This window comes from Mucilaginibacter sp. 320_HR, from assembly GCF_059691875.1.
This window is the reverse complement of the sequence record NZ_JCAWAI010000001.1, coordinates 1,129,485-1,151,625: the sequence shown is the minus strand read 5'-3', so window position 1 is coordinate 1,151,625 and position 22,141 is coordinate 1,129,485. Positions and strand designations below refer to the sequence as shown.

At 44.1% G+C, this 22,141-nt stretch carries 18 protein-coding genes; 8 read left to right on the top strand and 10 right to left on the bottom strand.

The genetic code is table 11. The annotated features are described in order from the left end of the window. The first annotated feature begins 48 nt into the window (after nt 1-48). Entirely contained in the window at nt 49-534 is a 486-nt protein-coding gene (locus AC59GT_RS05170; RefSeq protein WP_497236633.1) for a hypothetical protein, read from the top strand. A 21-nt stretch (nt 535-555) separates the two neighbouring features. On the opposite strand, the gene AC59GT_RS05165 is transcribed toward AC59GT_RS05170, so the two are convergent. Further along, nucleotides 556-858 carry a DUF1330 domain-containing protein gene (locus AC59GT_RS05165; RefSeq protein ID WP_117385032.1) on the bottom strand — a complete coding sequence of 101 codons (303 nt, stop codon included), beginning with the start codon at nt 856-858 and terminating at the stop codon, nt 556-558. A gap of 349 nt (nt 859-1,207) precedes the next feature. Between AC59GT_RS05165 and AC59GT_RS05160 the strand changes: the two genes are divergently transcribed. Then, complete coding sequence (locus tag AC59GT_RS05160; protein ID WP_497236632.1) at nt 1,208-1,576, top strand: hypothetical protein; 369 nt, start codon at nt 1,208-1,210, stop codon at nt 1,574-1,576. Nucleotides 1,577-1,598: 22 nt separating this feature from the next. Here AC59GT_RS05160 and AC59GT_RS05155 read toward each other — a convergent pair whose 3' ends face one another. From AC59GT_RS05155 to AC59GT_RS05145, 3 genes are all read right to left on the bottom strand, one after another. Then, a complete protein-coding gene (locus AC59GT_RS05155) occupies nt 1,599-2,858 on the bottom strand; it encodes a zinc dependent phospholipase C family protein (protein WP_497236631.1) in 1,260 nt (419 codons plus the stop codon). Nucleotides 2,859-2,995: 137 nt separating this feature from the next. Next, nucleotides 2,996-4,378 (bottom strand): alpha-L-fucosidase, encoded by a 1,383-nt coding sequence (locus AC59GT_RS05150; protein ID WP_497236630.1) that lies wholly within the window; start codon nt 4,376-4,378, stop codon nt 2,996-2,998. A 55-nt stretch (nt 4,379-4,433) separates the two neighbouring features. After that, nucleotides 4,434-5,129: an NUDIX hydrolase gene (locus tag AC59GT_RS05145; RefSeq protein WP_117385028.1), complete on the bottom strand. Its 696-nt coding sequence runs from the start codon at nt 5,127-5,129 to the stop codon at nt 4,434-4,436. Nucleotides 5,130-5,254: 125 nt separating this feature from the next. On the opposite strand from AC59GT_RS05145, the gene pfkA reads away from it, so the two are divergent. The 4 genes from pfkA to AC59GT_RS05125 all read left to right on the top strand — a co-directional run bounded on the left by pfkA (nt 5,255) and on the right by AC59GT_RS05125 (nt 9,164). Further along, nucleotides 5,255-6,241, top strand: a complete 987-nt coding sequence (gene pfkA, locus AC59GT_RS05140; protein WP_117385027.1) for a 6-phosphofructokinase — start codon at nt 5,255-5,257, stop codon at nt 6,239-6,241. Next, complete coding sequence (locus tag AC59GT_RS05135) at nt 6,242-7,090, top strand: hypothetical protein (RefSeq protein WP_497236629.1); 849 nt, start codon at nt 6,242-6,244, stop codon at nt 7,088-7,090. It begins immediately after the preceding gene. Nucleotides 7,091-7,097: 7 nt separating this feature from the next. Then, a complete protein-coding gene (gap, locus tag AC59GT_RS05130) occupies nt 7,098-8,093 on the top strand; it encodes a type I glyceraldehyde-3-phosphate dehydrogenase (RefSeq protein WP_117385025.1) in 996 nt (331 codons plus the stop codon). A gap of 192 nt (nt 8,094-8,285) precedes the next feature. Then, nucleotides 8,286-9,164 (top strand): polyphosphate kinase 2 family protein, encoded by an 879-nt coding sequence (locus AC59GT_RS05125; RefSeq protein ID WP_497236628.1) that lies wholly within the window; start codon nt 8,286-8,288, stop codon nt 9,162-9,164. Nucleotides 9,165-9,175: 11 nt separating this feature from the next. Here the strand turns inward: AC59GT_RS05125 and AC59GT_RS05120 are convergent, their stop codons facing one another. Further along, complete coding sequence (locus tag AC59GT_RS05120; protein ID WP_497236627.1) at nt 9,176-9,367, bottom strand: hypothetical protein; 192 nt, start codon at nt 9,365-9,367, stop codon at nt 9,176-9,178. Between the two features lie 4 nt (nt 9,368-9,371). Beyond that, the gene (gene glgB / locus AC59GT_RS05115; RefSeq protein ID WP_497236626.1) at nt 9,372-11,504 is read right to left on the bottom strand and encodes a 1,4-alpha-glucan branching protein GlgB; all 2,133 of its coding nucleotides are present in this window, start codon (nt 11,502-11,504) and stop codon (nt 9,372-9,374) included. Nucleotides 11,505-11,982: 478 nt separating this feature from the next. On the opposite strand from glgB, the gene AC59GT_RS05110 reads away from it, so the two are divergent. Beyond that, the gene (locus tag AC59GT_RS05110; protein ID WP_497236625.1) at nt 11,983-12,696 is read left to right on the top strand and encodes a hypothetical protein; all 714 of its coding nucleotides are present in this window, start codon (nt 11,983-11,985) and stop codon (nt 12,694-12,696) included. A 56-nt stretch (nt 12,697-12,752) separates the two neighbouring features. Here the strand turns inward: AC59GT_RS05110 and AC59GT_RS05105 are convergent, their stop codons facing one another. From AC59GT_RS05105 to AC59GT_RS05095, 3 genes are all read right to left on the bottom strand, one after another. Then, a complete protein-coding gene (locus AC59GT_RS05105; protein WP_497236624.1) occupies nt 12,753-15,227 on the bottom strand; it encodes a glycoside hydrolase family 31 protein in 2,475 nt (824 codons plus the stop codon). 253 nt (nt 15,228-15,480) lie between these two features. Continuing rightward, nucleotides 15,481-17,202: an alpha-amylase family glycosyl hydrolase gene (locus tag AC59GT_RS05100; protein ID WP_497236623.1), complete on the bottom strand. Its 1,722-nt coding sequence runs from the start codon at nt 17,200-17,202 to the stop codon at nt 15,481-15,483. A 42-nt stretch (nt 17,203-17,244) separates the two neighbouring features. Next, nucleotides 17,245-19,551 carry a glycoside hydrolase family 65 protein gene (locus tag AC59GT_RS05095; protein ID WP_497236622.1) on the bottom strand — a complete coding sequence of 769 codons (2,307 nt, stop codon included), beginning with the start codon at nt 19,549-19,551 and terminating at the stop codon, nt 17,245-17,247. Nucleotides 19,552-19,726: 175 nt separating this feature from the next. Between AC59GT_RS05095 and AC59GT_RS05090 the strand changes: the two genes are divergently transcribed. Beyond that, nucleotides 19,727-21,031, top strand: coding sequence for a flavin monoamine oxidase family protein (locus AC59GT_RS05090; RefSeq protein ID WP_497236621.1), 1,305 nt, complete (start codon nt 19,727-19,729; stop codon nt 21,029-21,031). Here the strand turns inward: AC59GT_RS05090 and AC59GT_RS05085 are convergent, their stop codons facing one another. Beyond that, nucleotides 21,032-22,078 carry an endonuclease/exonuclease/phosphatase family protein gene (locus AC59GT_RS05085; RefSeq protein WP_497236620.1) on the bottom strand — a complete coding sequence of 349 codons (1,047 nt, stop codon included), beginning with the start codon at nt 22,076-22,078 and terminating at the stop codon, nt 21,032-21,034. Between the last annotated feature and the right edge of the window lie 63 nt (nt 22,079-22,141).

Genomic DNA, 22,141 nt, shown 5'->3' with positions numbered 1-22,141 from the left:
CTGTAGCAAACTGTTGTTATCTAACGTAATATCAGGAAAACCACTATTATGACGCGCACTGTTACAACCTTCCTTAAAGCTTTTACTGTGTTATGCATCTGCCTGTTTGCAGCATCCTGTAAAAAAGAAAACAGCAACCCGGTAAAATCCAGCGCCACTACGCTTGAAGGAACCTGGCTGAAAATTGATGAATTACCCGGGTCTACGATCACTAATCTGCAGTTTTACAGGGGTAATCAGTTTCAGATGATCTTTGTACAACTGGATGCAACACAACAGAGCAATACCCCAAAGTATCAGCTCAATTTAAGAGGAACCTACAAATTAGATGGTAATAAACTGGCTATAACAATTTCCCAAAAGATAGAAACTAACGGTACCAACACCCCTGTTGTAACTCCCTCAAGCGAGAAGGTTTTTGAGAACGCCACCTATAATGTAAGCGACTATACGCTCACCCTTAATTACACCACCTATCCTGCAGATGCTCCCGTAGCAACGCAAGCTAAGTTCAGGTTATTTATGCTGGATTGAAGTGGCGTAACACACACGTAGTTACAACTTCGTTCCCTTGATGAGCAGCACCGCCTTGATAGATTCTTCTTTCAGGTGCAGGAACTGTTTGCGTTCTTCATCACGCATAAAGTTTTCAAAGTCTGCTTCGGCAGGAAACTCTACCAGGTGGACTTCATAAGGCTTATCGATGCTTGTCTCGATGTACGATGCATGGTTTGGCCGTAAACGCATCAGCAGAGTGCCGTTATACTTTGCGATGATCGGGATGGCAACATCCTCAAACCGGTGAAAAACTTCCTCCTGCCCCGGCTTGATGTAAATGAGTTGAGTAATGTAGATCATGATTATCGTCCTAAAGCCTTATATTTGTATAAACTTTAGCGTGCTGACAAAGTTTCTTAAACCTCCTGAATAGATACAGCAATTACAGGTGATATCTTCCTAAATAGGTTGTATAATCTGCTTTAATAAAGATAGCGATGTTAATCCCGTTACACAAATTCCAAAAGGTAAACCACCTACTTAGTGTTCCGGAAAACGGCAAGAATGCAAAAAAATGTAATAGGTTGCTCTAATTAAAGTTTGTGCTTGCACAATCTTTATAACCTGCCGAAAAAAATGTGGTTTTTGAAGGTTTTTGCTCATGAAAACTTAAAGAGTTATCCTCTGTTGTTCCCGTATATTTATCACCATGAAAAGAATTCTCTTTACTATAATCATACTGGCTGGCCTTGCCGGCAAGGCATCCGCGCAAAACAGCTTTAATGCCGAAGAGTTCCAGGCTAACTTGGGTAAGACCAAGACCCTCTGTGATGTTGTATCATCCATTAAGATATTTAGCGACACCCTCACGCTTATTAACATGGGCGGCGACTACCCGCGCCAGAAGTACACAATAGCTGTAAAAGGCAACAAAATTGTGCTTGACTGGGCAAATCTAAAGGGAAAGCAGATGTGCGTTACCGGCGTATTAGAGATGCATAAAGGCAGGCCCGAGATAGTTGCTGCCCAACCCGGACAAATTGAATTTGGCGATTTGCCCAAGAAAACCAACAAGTAAATAGCTAATTATAAGCATTTTACTACTCAGTTGATCCGTTTGGATCTTCAATGGGCTTTAAAGGCTCCTGTGGGCCACCCTTCATTTTTCTAATGGTTTGCAGCGCCAGGATTACTTTATCGCCGTCTTTTACTTTCTTGCGGGCCAATGCTGATGTATCGGCGTTCTTATAGTAACTAACTATGCTCTTCTGCAGTTCAGGGGTGATATTCCTGTACTTTTGCTCCTGAAGCTTCACCAGCAAACGGTCGAAAGTATTGTCGGCAAGCGGGTACTCTCCTAAAGCAGTATTGTGACCTGTATCAAAGTCGATGTCAGGCAGCACAAGCGACTTACTATCTACTTTCTTCAATGCCAGATTATAGTTAACTATTATAGAATCAAAGCTTTGCGCGAATAACTTCTCGCCTTCTTTGCCAGGTGATACATATTTAAGCGTTTTGAGGGGGCCAATTTTAGGCAATATCCTAATGAAAAAGACAGCCAAACGGGCGAAGAATTTTGGCTGCTGCATATTCTTTCCATACTCCAGCCTGAAGCTCTTTTTGCTCATTTTATACTGAAACTTCTTCGCTGTCATGTCGGGGTTCATTTTCAATATCTCATCTTTATGCGATTTGAAAGCTGATTTTGTGAGCTTTGGAAAAAGGTTACGCACGCCCCATCTCAGGTTGTTTATACTGCCGTTTATATTCGAAAATATAGAGGTAAGTTCTTGTCCGTAAGTCTCGTAAAAAGCCCTTTCCAGCACCGGAACAGCAATATTGAAACCTACAAAGTCGTGATAGCCTTCACTTGTATAACTACCACGGCCGGTTTGCAGTACGTCATAAGAGAATTCCATACGACTATGTGATGTGTGATCTTCTGCGTAAGTTACCTCATTGCCAAACTTCTGCTTCAACTTAGGATATATTAGCGGGACATTGCGGTTTGTTGCCAGTGAATGTCCATATTTATCAGCCATATAGTGCGACATAGCACCCAACGCAAATGCATATTCATTAACATTTTGGGCATCTCGGATCAGCGCTTGTACAAAGTCACCGCTCCTTACGTAATGCAGCAGATCGGTAAAGAACGCGTTACCAAACGGCATATAGCCCATATCAGCAACCATTGCACCGCCGTAAGCATAAGAGTGAGCTTTCTTGATATCTGCATCTGTTATGTTGGGATACCTCTGCTTTAGCATAGGTACCATCGACGGCTGCCAAGAAGCATCTATAATCGCTTCATGAGCGAGTATCGAATAAGCCCCGGCGCTTAATGAGGTAAACATAAGTACCAGTGCAACAACAAGATTTCTAATAAGTGCGTATCGGCTCAATGGTTGGTTTTTAGAATTAAAGCATAAAACGACTATGTCCGCTAAAAGTTTTTGCAACTCTATAGCGGACCGGAGTAGCCGCTTGCCTACTAACGACGCTCGTTGTAAACGCCAAGTTCCGCTATAGATACCTGGTGGTCTGCTTTGTCAATCCAAACACGCACTTTATCCCCATACACCCTATCAAAGCGGTTCACCTTTACTCTGCTGCCGTTTTCTGCAGTTGGTACAGGCTTCCAAACACCATTTTGCAAGTACTCTATACGATAATTGGTTATGTTAGGTTTCTCTTCGGATATGACTACCGCGTTAAAGTCGGTGTTCTTACCAAAATCAACCTCGTACCATGGCTTTTCAACAGCAGAATTAGACGTCCAGGATGATTTAAAATCATCATCGTTAGCAAAATCCATAATGTTCATATCGTCGCTCCAACTAGAGTTTGTCGGCTTGTTTTTAGCCAGGTTGGTAGATGTAATGGGGGCTCCTGTAGGTGCAAGTTTAGGAGCCGGTCCGTCGTTCTTCCACAAGGCACCTATTTGTTTTAACGCTGTTAGAGCATTATCATCTATCAGGCCGTCTTTATTTGGCGCTACATTCAGTATAAAATTACAATCAACCTTGTTTAACGGGATTATGTCTTCACTAACCAGCTTGGCAGCGTCCTTTACAGGAGTAGTTGGGAAATCTGTCTTCCAAAACCAGGCGCTATTTATAGGCAGGCAGGCGAGTGCCGGCATCCTGTTGGTTTCTTTAGCAATCCGCTGCCCCGCACCCATCTCGTAGGTTTTAATATCGGTGTAAAACAAGCCTTCAGCCGGATATTTTGCACCGTTAAGGTCCATTATAACACATTCAGGCTGCAGCGACTTTACCAGGTGATATACATCTTCAAAGTTGATATCGTCATAAGAGATCCTTGACCACGGCGCATCCCAGCCATCAATTATCAATGCTTCTATTTTGCCGTATTTGGTAAGCAGCTCTGTTAATTGTGCTTTTACCATCTCGAAGTGTTTTGGCGTGATGCTGTTTGGCCTGAGCTTATGGTGAGTATCTAAGATACTGTAGTACAGCATAACCTTCAATCCATTAGCTCTGAACGCGTCGGTAAATTGTTTTACCACATCCTTTTTGTAAGGGCTATTCATCACGCTATAATCAGTTGTTTTCGTATCCCAAATACAAAAACCGCTATGGTGCTTTGTAGTAAGGCAACCATAACTCATGTTAGCAGATTTGGCTGCTTTAGCCCATTGGTTACAATCCAGCTTCTTAGGATTAAACAACGCAGGAGATGCTTCAGGATCAGGCCAGTCGGCATTGTTGTACGTAGGCATGTTAAAGTGGATAAACATACCAAAACGAAGGTCGACAAACCTTTGCTGCAGCTCTGTTAACGATTTGGTTTGTGCCCTAGCTGCTAAAGCAAAAACAAAGTAAAAGGAAATAATAGATAAAACGCGTCTCATGGTAAAAGGAAGTATATTAAACAAAAAAGGGCTTTTAAAGCCCCTGTTTATCGGTTTACTGAACCAAGTTCAGCTCATTTTGAAAAATCTTTGCGTACTTGCGCCGGTCGAATTTATAGAGCTTAGCCGCTCTGTATGATACGCCTTTCTGCTTCTCATCAAGTTCTTTAAGGAAACCATAGCTCAGCATCTTTTTACGAAAATTACGCTTATCCAGCTTTTTGTTGAGTACAGCCTCGTATAAAGATTGTAGTTGGGTTAGTGTAAACTTCTCAGGCAATAGCTCAAATGCAATTGGCTGATAATTTAACCTGCGGCGGATTTTATTGAACCCTGTATTAAATATCTCACTATGGTCGAAGGCTAATTTGGGCAGATCATTTACCGGGTGCCAAAACGCCGATTTTGCGTATTGCGTAACCGGCTTTAATTCTTTCTGGCCGTTTATGCGTATTAGTGCGTAGTAAGCAACGGTAATAACCCGGCCCTGTGGGTGCCTTTTTACTTCTCCAAACGTGTGAAATTGCTGCATATGCAAGTCCCGCAAGCCGGTAAGTTCGTAAAGTATACGCTCGGCTGCATCATCAATGCTTTCATCCTGCTCAACAATATAGCCCGGCAAGGCCAGCCAGTCCTTAAATGGTTCCTCATTACGTTCAATGAGTAATATTTTTAATTCTCCGGCCTCAAAGCCAAAAATTACGCAGTCGATAGAGAAAACCGAGTCAAATGTAGGTAACTTTACTTCCACCCTTAGTGTATTAAGTTAAAGGTTTAAATATATAGTCTTAAATCTTAATCCAAAAAAAAATAAAATAATTAATGGTGTGTAATTTTGACACCTTATATTCGTGCCACTAATTTTAATGTATACATATGCATAAAATTTCAAAGATCGGGGTGCTTACTTCGGGCGGCGACGCACCGGGAATGAACCCTTGCATCAGAGCGGTAGTTCGTACTGCCATTTATAACGGCCTGGACGTTGTTGGTATCAGGCAGGGTTACCAGGGCCTGATTGACAACAACATGTATGATATGAACACCCGTTCGGTAAGTAATATCCTGAACCTGGGTGGCACTATTTTAAAAACCGCACGTTGCCTTCCGTTCCGCAGTGATGAAGGAATGGAGTTGGCCTATAAAAACGCTAAAGAACGCGGCATTGATGCTCTTGTAGTAATTGGTGGCGATGGTACCTTTACCGGTGCGCTCCGCTTTTCTAAGAGATTCCCGGATATGGCTGTAATAGGTGTGCCCGGTACTATAGATAATGACCTGTACGGTTCCACTTACACCCTTGGTTTTGATACAGCCACAAATACGGTAATAGAAGCTATAGATAAGATACGTGATACCGCTGATGCGCACGATCGCTTATTTTTTATCGAAGTAATGGGCCGGGACTCAGGTGCTATCGCGTTACGTGCAGGTATTTCCTGCGGTGCAGAAGCAATACTACTGCCTGAGAGAGCTACGGCGATAGATGAACTTATAGAAAATCTAAAAGCAGGTCAGTTCAACAAAAAGTCTTCCAGTATAGTTATTGTTGCCGAAGGTGATAAAACCGGCGGTGTATATGACCTTGCCGAACGTGTTCGCGCTCAGGTTAAATTCTACGATATTAAGGTAACCATCCTCGGGCATTTACAGCGTGGTGGCAGCCCATCTGCGTTCGACAGGATATTAGGTAGCCGCTTAGGTTTTGCAGCAGTGAACGCTCTGCTTGCAGGTAAATCACAAATGATGGTTGGCCTGGAGGCAAACCACATTAAACTTACCAGCCTGGAGGAAGCGCTAAATCAACATACTTTTAAACTGGAAGAGGATTTGATGCAGATGTCAGAAATCCTATCAATATAAATGCTGGCAGTTGTATATAGCGGCTCTAACAATGCAGGTTGGCGATTAGCCGACAAGGAACGGACAATTGCATCTTTTAATACCAATGCAATAAACCCGTACTTTAACGACGAAAAGTACATACTGCAACTCCTTAACCGCAATATAACGCTCATTCATCATGCAGAGGAAATAAGGCGTATATACTTTTTTGGTGCAGGTGCATCTTCGCCCGAGCGGCAGCGGGTAGTTCATAACGCGCTTTCTTCATTTTTCAAATTTGCTAAGGTATCTGTAGAGCATGATATAGCCGCGGCAGCAATTGCCTGTTGTAAAAACAATCCGGGTATTGTAAGCATTTGCGCAAGTGGCAGCAACGCTGCATGGTACGACGGCAAAAAAGTAAAACCAAACAACTACGGATTGGGTTATATTTTAGCAGATGAAGGATCGGGCAACTGGCTCGGCCGGCAACTGATCAAAAGTTTTATGAACGAAACCCTTCCATCAAATCTCCGCAAGAAATTTGAACATAGTTACGATGCCGACCGTAAGACCTTACTGGAAAAAGTATACCGCCAAAAACAGCCCGCATTGTATTTAAGCTCGTTTTCTGAGTTTTACTTGCAAAATAAGGACGATGTTTATCTGCGCAATATCATTAAAACAGGTTTCACTAAGCTGATTAACACGTATTTGTTACCTTTGCAGAAAGAACATCTAGGGGCGCCTCTTCATTTCGCAGGATCGGTGGCGTTTAACTTTCAAGAGTACTTGAATGAATCTGCCGAAGCCGCCGGTATAACAATAGCAGGCATCATAAAAGAACCCATAAACAATTTGCTGACGTATTATTCAAATAAAAATTAATAAAATCATGAAAATAGGAATTAACGGCTTTGGCCGTATTGGCCGTTTAGCTTTCCGCGCTGCCATTGAAAGAGAAGGCGTTGAAGTAGTAGGTATTAACGACCTTGTTGAGCCGGATTACATGGCTTACATGCTAAAATACGATTCGACCCACGGTCAGTTCAAAGGCACTGTTGCTGTAGAAGGCGGCCACTTGGTAGTAAACGGTAAAACTATCCGTGTAACTGCTGAAAAGGACCCTGCGAACCTTAAATGGAGTGAAGTAGGTGCTGAAGTTATTATTGAATCAACCGGCTTGTTCCTTACTCAGGAAACAGCTCAAAAACATATTGATGCTGGTGCCAAGAAAGTAGTAATGAGCGCGCCTGCAAAAGATGATACCCCTACCTTTGTAATGGGTGTTAATCACAAACAATTAAAAGCAGATCAGAACATTGTTTCTAATGCTTCATGTACTACCAACTGTTTGGCACCTATTGCTAAAGTACTAAATGACAAGTTTGGTATTGAAGAAGGTTTAATGAGCACTATCCACGCGGTAACTGCTACTCAAAAAACAGTTGATGGCCCGTCTGCTAAAGATTGGAGAGGCGGCCGTGGTGCTTACCAGAACATCATCCCTTCATCTACCGGCGCTGCTAAAGCTGTTGGCTTGGTTCTTCCGGAACTTAAAGGCAAACTTACCGGTATGTCATTCCGTGTTCCGGTTGCTGACGTATCTGTAGTTGACTTAACAGTACGCCTTAAAACTGCAACTTCATATGATGCTGTTAAAGCTGCTATGAAAGAAGCTTCTGAAGGCGAATTAAAAGGTATTCTAGGTTATACCGAAGATGAAGTAGTATCAGAAGACTTTAAAGGCGATTCCCGCACTTCTATCTTCGATGCAAAAGCAGGTATCGCGCTGAACGAAAACTTTGTTAAGGTTGTATCTTGGTACGACAACGAATGGGGTTACTCAAACAAACTGATTGACCTTGTTCAGGAAATTGGTAAGTTGTAAATTGTACTAATGATAGATATCAAAGCCCTGCGGTGAACGCAGGGCTTTTTTGTTTTAGGCAAAACATCAATATTCTGAAAACATATAAGCTGCACATCTATTACTCATTTAAGCATACCGGAATGGCTCTTTACAATGCGCTGCTTACCAACGGATGTATGTTACGTGAAACAAGTGAATAAAAGAATTAAAATGAAGGAAATTGCCGACCGGTTTAGAATAGTAAACACCGAAAAGTTTTCGTTAGATAAGCTGGAAACTGACGAAACCGCAGGATTCAAAAAAGAAGAGTCTAAGGAGTTGCTAAGCGATCTGATTAAGCAAACTGCCATGCTTCAAACGGAGCTGTATGCGGCTAATAGCTATTCATTACTGGTGATTTTTCAGGCGATGGACGCTGCGGGTAAGGACAGTGCTATAGCACACACCATGTCTGGCTTAAATCCTCAAGGATGCCAGGTTTACAGTTTTAAACAGCCAACCAGCGAAGATTATGAGCATGATTTTTTGTGGCGGCATTACAAGGCCCTGCCCGAGCGCGGCCGTATAGGCATACACAACCGCTCGCATTACGAAAATGTGTTAGTTACAAAAGTGCACCCGGAGTTTATTCTGAAAGAGAACATCCCAGGTATTACAGATGTAAAAGATATTAAGAAAAGGTTTTGGGAGCAGCGATACGAAAGCATAAGAAACTTTGAAAAACACCTTAATGCAGAAGGCACAGTAATAATCAAGTTCTTTCTGCACCTTTCTAAAAAAGAACAAAAGAAACGTTTTCTAGCACGGATAGAAGATCCTGAAAAGAACTGGAAGTTTGCATTTGGCGACCTTTCGGAACGTAAGCACTGGGATGATTACATGGACGCTTATGAAAAAGCAATTAAAGAGACGAGCACAACTGACAGCCCCTGGTATGTGGTACCGGCAGATAAAAAGTGGTTTACACGGATAGCTGTCTCCTCTATTATCCTCGAGACACTAAAAGGATTAAAAATGCAATATCCTGAGCTGCCTAAAGAAGAAGCTGATAAAATTGCACAAGCTAAAGCTCAATTAGAAGCAGAGTAACGATCAGGAGCTTACATTAACTCCTGGTCGTTTTTTACATGCCACGTTTTATAAGCCATGTAAAACAACAGCACTGTTGGAATAATATAGAACAGCACACCTCTGCCATTTACGTCTCCAGAAGCGGTTATTAGCTCGTAAATAAGCAGTGAAAGTGCTGCAAAGCCACCTATCAGGTATAAATAAAAAAACTTTCCACTCATACGTTTATTCCGCTTTAATTGCTGCTTGTGTTTTCTTGAAGATAGAAACTGCCAATGGGGGAACATTTACATGCATAGAGTTTTCTTTTCCGTGCCACGCTTGAGCTTCAGAAACTATTGGCTCTGTATTGAGCGAACCACTGCCCCAGTAAGCTGTAGCATCTGAATTGAATATCTCGCTCCATGTGCCGCCTGCGGGCAGACCTATGCGGTAATTGCTTCGCGTTACAGGTGTCATATTCAGCACCACTACCAGGTCGTTTGCAGCGTCTACTCCTTTTCGTAAGTAAACAATTATTGAGTCTGCTAGATTACTGGCATCAATCCATTCAAAGCCTGTCCAGTCAAAAGCCCGTTCGTATAACGCCGGCTCAGACTTATAAAGGTGATTGATAGCTTTTACAGCTTCTTTAATACCATTGTGACTATCATACTGTAGTAAGTGCCAATCAAGCGATTGCTGGAAGTTCCACTCCGCGGTCTGACCAAACTCGCTGCCCATAAACAGTAATTTAGTGCCGGGATGTGTATACATAAAACTGTACATCAGCCGCAGGTTAGCGAAACGCTGCCAGTCGTCACCAGGCATCTTGCCCAGCATCGAGCCTTTACCGTATACTACCTCATCATGAGAGAAGGGCAACATAAAGTTTTCGGTAAATGCGTATACCAGGCTAAAGGTAAGCTTGTCCTGATGGTACTTGCGGTTAATAGGATCTTCCGCGAAGTAGTTGATGGTATCATGCATCCAGCCCATCATCCATTTCATACCGAAACCAAGCCCGCCGGTATAAACCGGCCTGCTAACGCCGCTGAAGGACGTCGATTCTTCAGCGATGGTTTGCACATCTGGGAAATTGCTGAATACTGTTGAATTAAGCTCCTTTAAAAAGGATATCGCTTCCAGATTTTCGTTGCCCCCAAATACGTTCGGTTCCCACTCACCATGCTTGCGGGAGTAATCCAGGTAAAGCATTGATGCCACTGCATCTACCCTTAAGCCATCCACATGGTAACGGTCCAGCCAGAATAATGCATTGCTGATGAGAAACGCTCTTACCTCATTACGGCCATAGTTGAAAATATATGACTTCCAGTCCGGGTGAAAACCTTTTCTTACATCTGCATGCTCATAAAGATGCGTGCCGTCAAAATTATATAGTGCATGGGCATCACCGGGGAAATGGGACGGAACCCAGTCTAGTATCACACCGATATCTGCTTTGTGTAGTTCCTCTATCAGGTACATCAGATCCTGTGGTGAACCGTAGCGGGATGATGCCGCAAAAAATCCGCTGATCTGGTAACCCCAACTTGGGTAGTACGGATGCTCCATTATTGGCATGAACTCTACATGTGTAAAGCCCATCTCTTTTATGTATGGCACCAGTTTTTCTGCAAGCTGCCGGTAGCTTAGGAACTCATCCGGACTTTCGGGACTACGCGCCCACGAGCCTACATGCATCTCGTAAACAGACCATGGTTTATCCAGCGCATTGTATTGGTAACGCTTAGCCATCCAATCCTGATCACTCCATTCGTAATAAGTATTTGAAACTATGGAAGCTGTATGCGGTGGTAATTCCCAACGAAGTGCGAAAGGGTCGCTCTTCTCCAGGTTCTCCCCTGTTGATGATTTTATAAAGTATTTGTATGTTTCGCCATTACCTACATTTGGGATCCAGCCCTCCCATATACCGGAAGCATCCCAACGGTAGTTAAGCGGATGTGATTCCCGGTTCCACCCGTTAAAGTTGCCAATTACCGATACATGCTGCGCGTTAGGTGCCCATACGGCAAAGTAAGTACCTGTGATGCCATTATGCTGCACTACATGCGATCCCAGCTTTTCATAAAGCTTAAAGTGCTTTCCCGACTTGAACAGGTCGATGTCGAAGTCAGTAAACCGGCTGTAGGGTTCAACAGAATTTAACCCTATTTGAGGCGATTCCGCAACAACATTCTCTGGTGCAGCCTTCGCCTTGCCGGTTGTTGCTTTCTTTGCAGGCTTTTTCACCTTTACTTCTTCAGATTCCGGCCAGCTCTCTTTCTCACTCTTCGGCTTTGGTTCTTTCTTAACCTTAATCGGCATCGATTCTTTCAATTCGTCGGAGGGTTTCTTAGTTTGCTTTGCCATGATCAGATGTAGCGGGCTGCGCCAGGTTAGTTGGTTGCAGGAAACGGTTCCTGTTTGTCAAATATATAATTATTGAACATACATTGGCTGTAGATGTTTCTGGTTATACAAAAAACCAAACGCTATAAGCCAAAGGCTCCTAAGCAAAAAGGTGCCGCAGGTGTCCCGCTTTGAGAGTGGGACACCCGGGACACCTAAAATAGATATAGTATTAAATGTCAGCTATTTACGCCAACAAAGCGGGACACCCCGGGACAGTACAAAAAGTTTAGATAAATCCCTCAAGCAATTGTCAACCAAACCAATAAACCTTTTTTAAGGGTTTTGAATTTTGAGAGCGGGTCACCCAAAGTGGGACACCCCCAGATAGTCATTCACTAATTTAAGTATATAATCAAGCTTTGTGTTTTGTAACAAGCATAATAACCTGATATTCAGTAAAGAAGCTTATATTAGTATAACTAAAACCTTACATATCATGACACAAAACACCAACAACAGGCAAAAGGAGAACAACAACGGCCTTGTTATCTCTTACCTCACTCAACGCAACCTTATCGGCCTTACTGGCATGCTTTTACCACTTGCATTGGCTATCGCACCCAAAAGAACTACGGCTTATTACGGCCTGGAACCATCCATCAGCGATTATTACTATACAGACCGCGGCGATATCCTTGTAGTTATCTTATGTGTCATCGGCGTGTTCCTGCTCACTTACAAAGGTTATAACAAGGTAGAGCGTGCGCTCACTATTTTGGCGGCCATATCCGGTATTGGTGTGGCATTTGTACCAACCCGGAAAACCTGTGCCGATTGCCTGCTTTCGGTGCATACCGATAACGGCGGCGTGTTCCCGACCATTGCTGGTACAGGCTGGCATTTCGCGTGTGCAGCTGTCTTCCTGCTATCACTTGCAGCTATGTCGTTATTCTTTTTCCGGCAAACAGATAGCCCCGAACAATTAAGAACATCGATTGGCCGGCGTACGCCAAAAGCGAACCGAAATCGCGTGTATATGGTTTGCGGCATTGTTATGGTGGTGAGTGTTGTTCTTTTGGGAGTTTATTTTGTTATTAAACCCGATGTAAATAACTTCCCCATAGTGTACACGTTTGAGACCATCGCCGTTGAGGCTTTTGGTATCTCCTGGATAACCAAAGGCGAAACATTGTGGCCGGATAAAGCATGAGCTTAGTACAAAGCTATAAGCCTTAGAAACAATAAGGCCCCTTACGGGGCCTTATATTATTTAAATATTTCTATCTGCTTGAAATTTTTGCTGAACTTAAACTCGTAAGTTTTATCAGCATTCACAGCTATCTCGGTTATCTCCTTATCATCTGCTATTATTTTGGTTGGAACAAATGGCAGGCCGTTCAGCTTAAAGTGATAGCCTTCGTACCGCGGCGTATACAAACCTTCCATGCTTTGCTTAATGGTAAGGGTATTGGCCGAACCTTTTACAATAAACTTCTTCTCCAGGTAGATGTCCTGCTCATAAGCAAATGTTTCGCCGTAATCTTCAAAAAGGAACGAGTTCACCTCATAATCGCTGTAATAAATATTCAGCTTAACTTCTTCTATCGGCCGTTCGGCGGTATGCTGCATTACAGGATATTCGGGTATAACTGATCCTGCTTTCACAAACAGCGGCATGATGTCTATTGGTGTAGCAACACTAACTTCCTGCCCACCTTCTACAGGTTCCAGGCTCCAGAAGTTGTACCAGGTACCTTTAGGCAGGTACACCTTGCGGCTTTGCTGACCAGGCTCTAATACGGGGCACACTAATATCTTATCGCCAAAGGAGAACTCATCCTGGCGGAAGTGGTTAGACACGGTTGCCTGATCATGCATTACAACCGGCCTCAGTATAGGGAAGCCGTAGCGATGATGCTCCCAAAATGCCGAATAAAGATAAGGCAGCAATCGATAACGTAATTCTATAAACTTGCGGTTTATGCTGGTAAACGGCTCGCCAAAGCTCCATGGCTCGCGTTCTTTTGTATCACCGGCAGAGTGTGCGCGCATAAAGGGCGAAAAAGTACCCATTTGTATCCAGCGGGTGAAAAGTTCACCATCGGGCTCGCCGCTAAAACCGCCGATATCCGTTCCGCAAAAAGAGATACCCGACACCGACAAACGCTGCAACTGAACGTTACCTATTTTAAGGTGTTCCCATGACGCCACGTTATCACCCGTCCATACAGATGAGTAACGCTGTACACCAGCGTATCCTGCACGGGTAATGGTGAATGGGCGCTTGTTCTTCATTTGCTTGCGTAGGCCCTCGTATGTGGCGCGCACCATTTGCATACCGTAAACGTTGTGCGCCTTACGATGGCTACCGCGATAGCCGTCATATTGATGGCGCACGTCGTCGGGGAAAGTGCCCGAACCAAACACCGCAGGCTCGTTCATATCGTTCCAAACGCCGGCTACACCAAGGTCTACCAGTTCATCAAACAGGTCTCCCCACCAGGCACGCACCTCGGGGTTCGTGAAATCAGGAAACTGGCAGCGGCCAGGCCATACATGGCCTTCCATAAAGTAATCATCGCTGCGGCGGCAGAAGTATTTCTTTTCCTTGCCTTCTTTAAACACCCAGTAATTGTCGTCGACACGAATTCCCGGATCTATGATCACTACCGTTTTAAAGCCATTAGCAGAAAGATCTTCCAGCAGCTTGCGCGGGTCAGGGAAATATTTTTTATTCCAGGTAAAGCAACGGTACCCGTCCATATAATCTATGTCGAGGTAAATGCTGTCACACGGGATCTTGTTTTTACGGAAGCCGTTGGCAATAACCCTAACTTTATTTTCCGGGTAATAGCTCCAGCGGCACTGGTGGTAACCCAACGCCCATAAAGGGGGCATGGGGTGTGTACCGGTAAGTATATGGTAGTTTTTTACCACGTCCATCATGTGCGGGCCGTGGATGTAGTAGTATTGTAACTCGCCGCCATCTGCCCAAAAGCTGGTTTTAGTAGTGTCTTCACCGCCAAAATCAAAATGCGCCTTAAATGTATTGTCGAAGAAAATACCATGGGCAATCCCCTCATTTACGCTGATGTAGAACGGTATAGAGCGGTAAAGGGGATCCTGGTTCCAGCTGTAAGAGTAAGCATCAGTATTCCAATTCTTAAGTCTTTTACCTCGCAAATTAAACTCCGTGGCTTTATCACCAAGGCCAAAAAAGCTTTCGTTAGTATCGCACTTTTTGGTGCAGAACACATAATAGCCCCCAAACTTGGTGTTCTCTTCCCAATGCATCGGCACAGCATCGGTACTGGTGACGTGATCATCCTTATCTGAGAAAGAGATAAAAAAGTCTTGTTTGCGTATGTGGCAGTTTATAGCTTCGGTAGATACCCTAAACTCTAAATCGCTCTCTGAAAGCTCAAATTTGACGGCTTTAGAAGGCAGTTCGGGCACAGCGTAAGAGAACTCCTCCAGGAAAACGCTGTGCGGTGCAAGACGAACCCTGATAATGTCTTTGGTAACAATAGTTACCTCAACACTTGCATCACCATCAGTAAATATAAACTTGTTGCCTTTTTGTTCGGCGTGATTGGGTACGCCAAGATATTTTTTAACGATGGGTTTAATGCCATCGGCAGGGTTATTAAGGTGGTGAAATTCTTCCTCGTCAACAACAATATCCTCAGTTACAAGAAGGCGCGCTGTTAACAACTCGGGATTAGGTACTTTTTCTTCCATGTGAAACTTCTATATCTGTGCTGCCTTGTTAATTATACTCAACAAAGCTCAAAATTCTTTTATCTGCAATAGTAATCAGCTAAATAACGATTTCTAAACCAATATTCAAGCGATAATTAAGCCAAAGTAGTTATACGGATGATTGTGCAAGAAGATTTACAATATTGATAATTGTTAAGGCGGGTGATATCCAGATTCATATTTGCTAAACCCGGCAAGACGATAGTATTCGGCATCGACTCTGCCCCATCCTTTAAAAATTTAACAGTAATGCAGAGGAAGCAGCAATGGAGACATTTATCCCCATAAATACGTTAGTTGTAGTAAAAGTTGCCCCGGTAAGCAGGTCCGTAAATACCTGATGGCCGCTAATGTTAATTTGTTCGAGCAAGTCATGAGGTAGTTGCACATCCAATTGGCGATCCTCCCTGTTAAAGTTGGCAACAACCATCACCCGCTGATTGCCGGTATACCTTAAATAGATGTAAAGCTTTGTATCAAACCTGGGCTGGCGTTCGTTAGCTATCATCAGCTCATAAAAATTACCTTTTGCAAAAACGCGGTTGTCTTTTACAGTATTAAGGAGCTTGCTGTAAAATGCCCGTAAGGATTTTTGATTTTCAGAAAGTCCCCTGCCATCAAATTTATCACCGTTTACCCATTTTTGAAGTTCCGGCATTCCCCAGTAGTCGAATATGGTGGTGCGGCCATCATCGCCGCTAAAACCACTTGCACCTTCCGCAGGTTCGCCTACCTCCTGGCCTGCATACACCATTAACGGCCCGGTTGATAAGGTGGCGCTCACCACCATCCCCGGTACTGCAAGCCACGGGTCGCCGCCAAAAAAGCGACTGGCAATTCGCTGCTCGTCGTGATTCTCCATAAAGCGGAGCATGTGCTCATCAATTCCCTTGGTATGGTTGTTCCAAACGTTGTTTATTTGCCAAGTGCTCGCGTCCCATTCATTGCAGGTCAAGCTCCGTATTGTATCATAGAGGCCAACTTTATCATACAGGTAATCAAAATGCCCGTTATGGATGTAATTGTAATATTGTCCTTTGTCGTAAGCTTCGCCAATGAATATTAAGTGTGGATATTCTTCCTTTAGCTTGGGGATGATCCACGACCAAAACTCAACCGGGACCATTTCAATCATATCGCACCGGAAACCATCTACACCCATTTGAACCCAATAGCTAAGAATATGGTGCATTTTGAGCCACAACGGGGTTGGCGCGGTAATATTGGTGCGAATACCGTCTGGGGTATACACGCCATAGTTTAACTTAACAGTCTCGAACCAATCGTTTATTCCTGGCGATGCGCTGAACACATCATTACCCGTGGCTTTTGCCGGGAATTCATCAAACTTGCCATCCTTTAAAGGCGAAATCAACTCATCTCCGCCGGGGTTATAACCCGCGGGTACATTAAAATGCTGACCAGGCAGGTAATAAAAATCATTCTCCGGCGAAAAGGCGATCGTTGTATCATCGTCTTCCCCGATGTCACGAACGCCATCGGGTTTCACATCAGATGCATAGGTGCGTGCTACGTGGTTAGGCACAAAGTCAATAATCACCTTAAGCCCGGCAGCATGCGTACGGCCTACCAACTCTTTAAATTCAGAAATGCGGAACTCCGGATCAACAGACAAATCAGTTGCTATATCATAATAGTCTTTGATTGCGTAAGGCGAACCTGCACGGCCTTTTACCACATCAGGATCGTCTGGGGTAATACCAAGCGCCGAATGATCCGTCATGGTGGCATGTTCAATTACGCCGGTATACCATACATGACTGAAACCCATTGCGGCAATTTCCTGCAATGCTTTATCGTTAATGTCGTTCAGTTTACCAACGCCGTTCTCCTCTACCGAACCGTAAAATTTATTGGTGGTATTGGTATTTGCAAACAGCCTTGGCAGTAACTGATAGATAATGAGTTTATGATGGGCAACCGAACTTTCCATTGGAAATTAATGCTTTTTAGGACTTATTTATTACAGAAGCATTTAGCGTGCAATGCTCATCTCTTTACCTGCCTCAATCATAACTTCTTTATTGTTCACTATCAGCTTCAATTGTTCTCCTGAAGCTTTAATGACTATAGCCTCCTCAGTTATGCGCACCTTCAACAACGCTCCCCTAAAACCAATTTGAAACGATAATGCTTTCCACTCAGCCGGAAGCAGCGGGTTAAAATGAAGCTGACCATCCTTCACCCGCATGCCACCAAAACCTTGTACAACCGACATCCAGGTGCCAGCCATTGAGGTGATATGGCAGCCATCTTCAGTATCGTTATTGTAATCGTCTATATCGAGCCTGGACGTACGAAGGTAAAACTGGTAGGCGCGCTCTACATCTCCAAGTTTTGCGGCCAATATAGAGTGTACACAAGGTGAAAGGGAGGACTCATGTACGGTCCTCGGTTCGTAAAAGTCGTAGTTGCGGCGGATGGTCTCCAGGTCGTAATCATTTTCAAAAAAGTAGAGCCCCTGCAATACGTCTGCCTGCTTTATAAATACAGAACGCAGGATCCGGTCCCAGCTCCATTTTTGCACCAGCGGGCGGTCGGCTGCGGGCAGGTCCTTAACCAGTATCTGCTCCTTATCTAAATACCCATCCTGCTGAAGGAATATGCCTAATTTATCATCTTTAGGAAAATACATTTTGGCTACAATGTCAGTGAATTTAGCTGACTCACTCTTCTCATTAAAGCTGATCCTATTGGCTAAGGCCTGGTATTTGGTGCCATCGGCTTGTTTTACTTTTCTGATAACCTCCAGTGTATACTTCATACACCAAACTGCAATGGTGCTGGTGTACCAGTTGTTGTTTACATTGTTCTCGTACTCATTTGGCCCGGTAACGCCCAGCATAACATACTGCTGCCTGCTTTCCGACCAGTTTACCCGCTGAGCCCAAAACCGGGATATAGCTATCAGAACTTCCAATCCGTAATCGGCCAGGTAAGCTTCGTCACCCGTGTACCGAACGTAGTCGTAAATGGCATAAGCTATAGCGCCATTTCGGTGTATTTCCTCGAAAGTTATTTCCCACTCGTTATGGCACTCAGTACCGTCCATGGTAACCATAGGGTACAGTGCCGCTCCATCTTTAAAGCCCAAAAGTTTAGCATTCTCAATAGCTTTGCCCAACTGCTTATACCGGTACAGCAGCAGGTTACGGGCCACCTTTTGCTCGGCTGTTGCCAGGTAAAACGGCACGCAATACGCTTCGGTATCCCAGTAAGTAGAGCCTCCATATTTTTCACCGGTAAAACCCTTAGGGCCAATATTCAGGCGGTCGTCCTCACCTGTATAGGTTTGGTTCAATTGGAATATGTTAAACCGGATGCCTTGTTGTGCAGCGGCATCACCTTCTATAACTATATCATTGTGCTTCCATTTCTCGGCCCATGCAGCTGCCTGCTCTTCAAGCATTTGATCGAAGCCTTTCGCGGCGATTGTATTCAGGCGTTCGTGAGCTTTAGATATTAGCTCTTCCGCCGGGTAATTCTGAGACGACACGTTGGTGGCGTACTTAATGAGCGAAATAGCCTCCCCTTGTTTAGCATCCAGGGTGATTTGTACTGCGGCGTACTTCTCTTTTAGGAGAGCTTCTGACTTAAAATTGGCAGGACTGCCATCCATCAACACGGTCACCTTCATTGCGGTGGCAACTTCAAAGCCGGTCTTTTTTGTGCGCAGCTGTACACAGGCCACATCATTTTCAGCTTGCTTGCTCACTTCATCCCAGAACTTCTCATCGTAGTTAGAGTCCTTATTTACAACATTTCCATCTATATACGGGGTAAAGGATACTTTTCCTTCAAAGTTAAGCGGGGTAATATTGTATTTAATGGCACCACATTCATCGTCGACCATGCTGCAAAAGCGAATAGCCTCTACCTGCACCTCTTTACCTAATGCTGTGCGAATTGTAAAATTGCGCTTCAGGTAACCTTCCCGCATATTCAATTCACGCGTAAAGCTAATCACCTCACATTTGGCAAGATCCAGTTGCTCTTCCTCGATAACCACATCTATTCCTATCCAATTTGCAGCGTTAAGCACCTTGGCGAAATATTCCGGGTAGCCATTTTTCCACCAGCCTACGCGGGTTTTATCCGGATAATAAACGCCTGCTACATAATTACCCTGCAGGGTTTTGCCGCTATAAGCCTCTTCGAAGTTGGCGCGCTGGCCCATACGGCCGTTACCTAAGCTAAATACACTCTCGGCAACTTCATTATATTTTGGATCGAAGCCATCTTCGATGATCTTCCACTCGTCTATCTTAAAATACTGTTTCATAACGCACGTTTATGCTAGCCTGCTAAATTAACAAAGGGGATTGTAATACCTGAACAGGAAAAGCTTTATTTATCCACGTCCGGGCTTGCAGCAAGGCGTTGATCTCTGTAGTTTGCTTGGCGCTTACATGAATCTTGCACTTTACAACTAATCGTTTTACCTTGCGGCACCTGCTATGAAAAATGATGTTCTTATAATTGGCGCTGGTGCCGCCGGGCTTATGGCTGCTCGTTTGCTGGCAGATGCCGGCAAAAAGGTAACGGTACTGGAAGCCAGAAACCGAACTGGTGGCCGCATCCATACGCTCGGAGATGAATCTTTTTTCAGGAATACGGAACTTGGTGCGGAGTTTATCCACGGGGACCTGCCTGTTACGCTAAGGCTGCTGAGAGAAGCTGTTATACCTTACCGCAGCGCTAATGCGGAGATGTGGCGTTCTGAGAACGGCGAGTTCCACAAAAACATCATGGTTATTGAAGACTGGGACCCATTAATAAACAAGTTGAACCAACTTCAAGAGGATACCAACATAGATGCCTTTCTACAAAAAGAATTTCCCACTGATAATTATCAAGAACTACGGGATGCCGTTTGGCAGTTCGTTTCCGGCTACGACACAGCTGATCCGCGTGATGCCAGCGCCTTTGCCCTCCGCAATGAGTGGCAAAATGAAAGTGAAAACGCACAACACCGCATAGAAGGTGGCTATTGCCACATGATAAGTTGGCTTGCGTCACAATGCAAAGCAAAAGGAGGCGAGGTTTTCCTAAATGCCGTTGTACACACCATTGAGTGGAGCGAAGGAAGTGTTAAAGCTACCACTACAACGGGCGAGACGTACGAAGCAGAAAAGGTCTTAATAGCTATGCCGCTCGGCGTGCTAAAAGCCTCAGCAGGGGAAACCGGAGCCGTGTCCTTTTCACCCGAAATACCTGATTATAGCCAGGCCATTCAACAGATAGGGTTCGGTTCAGTTATCAAGATATTATTTGAATTTAGCGAGCCGTTTTGGCTGGATAATAAATCAGCCCACCTTAATGGAAAAGAAGACGAGAAGATGGGCTACCTGTTCAGCAATGAAGAGATACCAACCTGGTGGACACAAGCACCAGATACATCTAACGTACTTACCGGATGGATTGGTGGCCCTGCTGCTGCCGAAAAGCTGCATCTTACAGATGATATGATCGCGGCTGAAGGCCTTCAATCGTTAGCAAACATCTTTAAACGTGACGTTACTGAACTGAAGAGCAAACTTGTTGCCCGGCGTATTATGAACTGGACGGCCGATCCTTTCACACGCGGGTCATACGCTTATGATACTGTTGAGACGCCAAATGCCCGTAAACTCCTTAATACACCAATAAGTGACACCGTGTATTTTTGCGGAGAATACCTGTATAGTGGCCCTGCGATGGGAACTGTAGAGGCAGCATTAAGCAGCGCAACACAGGCGGTGAAGGCGATGTTAACTCAATAATCAGACCGCTGCCTTCTTTTCTTCAGCAATTTCCAGATCATCTGCATCAGGTGTCATAGATTCCTGCTGCTGCACAGCCTTTGCTTCATACTGCAGATTGATATAGATGGGAAAATGATCTGAATTGAAATTGGAAAGCCTGCGCATTTTCTTCAGTTTAAGATCCGTAGAGATAAAGGCGTGATCTAACGGGAAACGCAGGAACGGGTAGTGCGCATGAAAAGAATTATAAAAGCCTCTGCCCCGTCTTGGGTCTATCAAACCGCTCATTTTTAAGAACAGTTCCGTGGTATAGCTCCAGGCTACATCATTCAGGTCACCGACCACAATAACCGGCAGTTGAGATGCCTTAGCCATGTCCGCAACTAATAGCAGCTCTTTATCCCGTTCGGTAGAGCGTGGATTTTCGTTAGGTACAGGTGGTGTTGGGTGCACGCAAAACAATTTGATTTTTTGTCCGCTTTTTAAAACTATTGTCGTGTGAATTGATGGTATATCATCCTCTACCAAAAACTTTACTTCAGGACTTTCCAAAGGCAGTTTAGAATACAATAACATTCCATAGGTATTTTCCAACGGCACTTTTACGTTGTACGGGTAAGTTTCGCCAAGTGTGGATGTTTGATTATCCCACCGCGCGTTGGTCTCCAGCAATAAAACCACGTCCGGATCATGCTTCGTTATTTCCAGCAGGCATCCAGTAGTATTTGTATTGTCCTCATAAACATTGGCAATCATTACACATACCGACTGATCGGGCACATCAGTTACAGCAGTTAGCACCTGCTTTTTGCCCAACGGTGTAAAAGGAAGTACCTGCAAGGCCAGATAAAGTATGTTGGCTCCCATCAGTATGACAACAATCAAGAAAACAACATCATTCCCATCGTAAAAGCCAACAATAAGAAGTAAGCAGATTACAGATAATACCAGTTTCTGTATGCGGGGATAATCAAAAATGCGGAAGATCCAGTATTGATGCTTGATTATAGACAATAACGTAAAAGACAATAACAACACTGCAAAAACAACCAAAAAGGCATTCATAAAGGCAAGGTATTAGAGCAATAAGGTACTTGTGTAGCTAACATGCATAAAGCAATTATACAC

Excerpts from the sequence above, each read along its gene's own strand:
- AC59GT_RS05170 (WP_497236633.1), top strand. The coding sequence starts at position 49 with ATGACGCGCACTGTTACAACCTTCCTTAAAGCTTTTACTGTGTTATGC.
- AC59GT_RS05165 (WP_117385032.1), bottom strand. The coding sequence starts at position 858 with ATGATCTACATTACTCAACTCATTTACATCAAGCCGGGGCAGGAGGAA.
- AC59GT_RS05160 (WP_497236632.1), top strand. The coding sequence starts at position 1,208 with ATGAAAAGAATTCTCTTTACTATAATCATACTGGCTGGCCTTGCCGGC.
- AC59GT_RS05155 (WP_497236631.1), bottom strand. The coding sequence starts at position 2,858 with ATGTTTACCTCATTAAGCGCCGGGGCTTATTCGATACTCGCTCATGAA.
- AC59GT_RS05150 (WP_497236630.1), bottom strand. The coding sequence starts at position 4,378 with ATGAGACGCGTTTTATCTATTATTTCCTTTTACTTTGTTTTTGCTTTA.
- pfkA (WP_117385027.1), top strand. The coding sequence starts at position 5,255 with ATGCATAAAATTTCAAAGATCGGGGTGCTTACTTCGGGCGGCGACGCA.
- AC59GT_RS05135 (WP_497236629.1), top strand. The coding sequence starts at position 6,242 with ATGCTGGCAGTTGTATATAGCGGCTCTAACAATGCAGGTTGGCGATTA.
- gap (WP_117385025.1), top strand. The coding sequence starts at position 7,098 with ATGAAAATAGGAATTAACGGCTTTGGCCGTATTGGCCGTTTAGCTTTC.
- AC59GT_RS05125 (WP_497236628.1), top strand. The coding sequence starts at position 8,286 with ATGAAGGAAATTGCCGACCGGTTTAGAATAGTAAACACCGAAAAGTTT.
- AC59GT_RS05120 (WP_497236627.1), bottom strand. The coding sequence starts at position 9,367 with ATGAGTGGAAAGTTTTTTTATTTATACCTGATAGGTGGCTTTGCAGCA.
- glgB (WP_497236626.1), bottom strand. The coding sequence starts at position 11,504 with ATGGCAAAGCAAACTAAGAAACCCTCCGACGAATTGAAAGAATCGATG.
- AC59GT_RS05110 (WP_497236625.1), top strand. The coding sequence starts at position 11,983 with ATGACACAAAACACCAACAACAGGCAAAAGGAGAACAACAACGGCCTT.
- AC59GT_RS05105 (WP_497236624.1), bottom strand. The coding sequence starts at position 15,227 with ATGGAAGAAAAAGTACCTAATCCCGAGTTGTTAACAGCGCGCCTTCTT.
- AC59GT_RS05100 (WP_497236623.1), bottom strand. The coding sequence starts at position 17,202 with ATGGAAAGTTCGGTTGCCCATCATAAACTCATTATCTATCAGTTACTG.
- AC59GT_RS05095 (WP_497236622.1), bottom strand. The coding sequence starts at position 19,551 with ATGAAACAGTATTTTAAGATAGACGAGTGGAAGATCATCGAAGATGGC.
- AC59GT_RS05090 (WP_497236621.1), top strand. The coding sequence starts at position 19,727 with ATGAAAAATGATGTTCTTATAATTGGCGCTGGTGCCGCCGGGCTTATG.
- AC59GT_RS05085 (WP_497236620.1), bottom strand. The coding sequence starts at position 22,078 with ATGAATGCCTTTTTGGTTGTTTTTGCAGTGTTGTTATTGTCTTTTACG.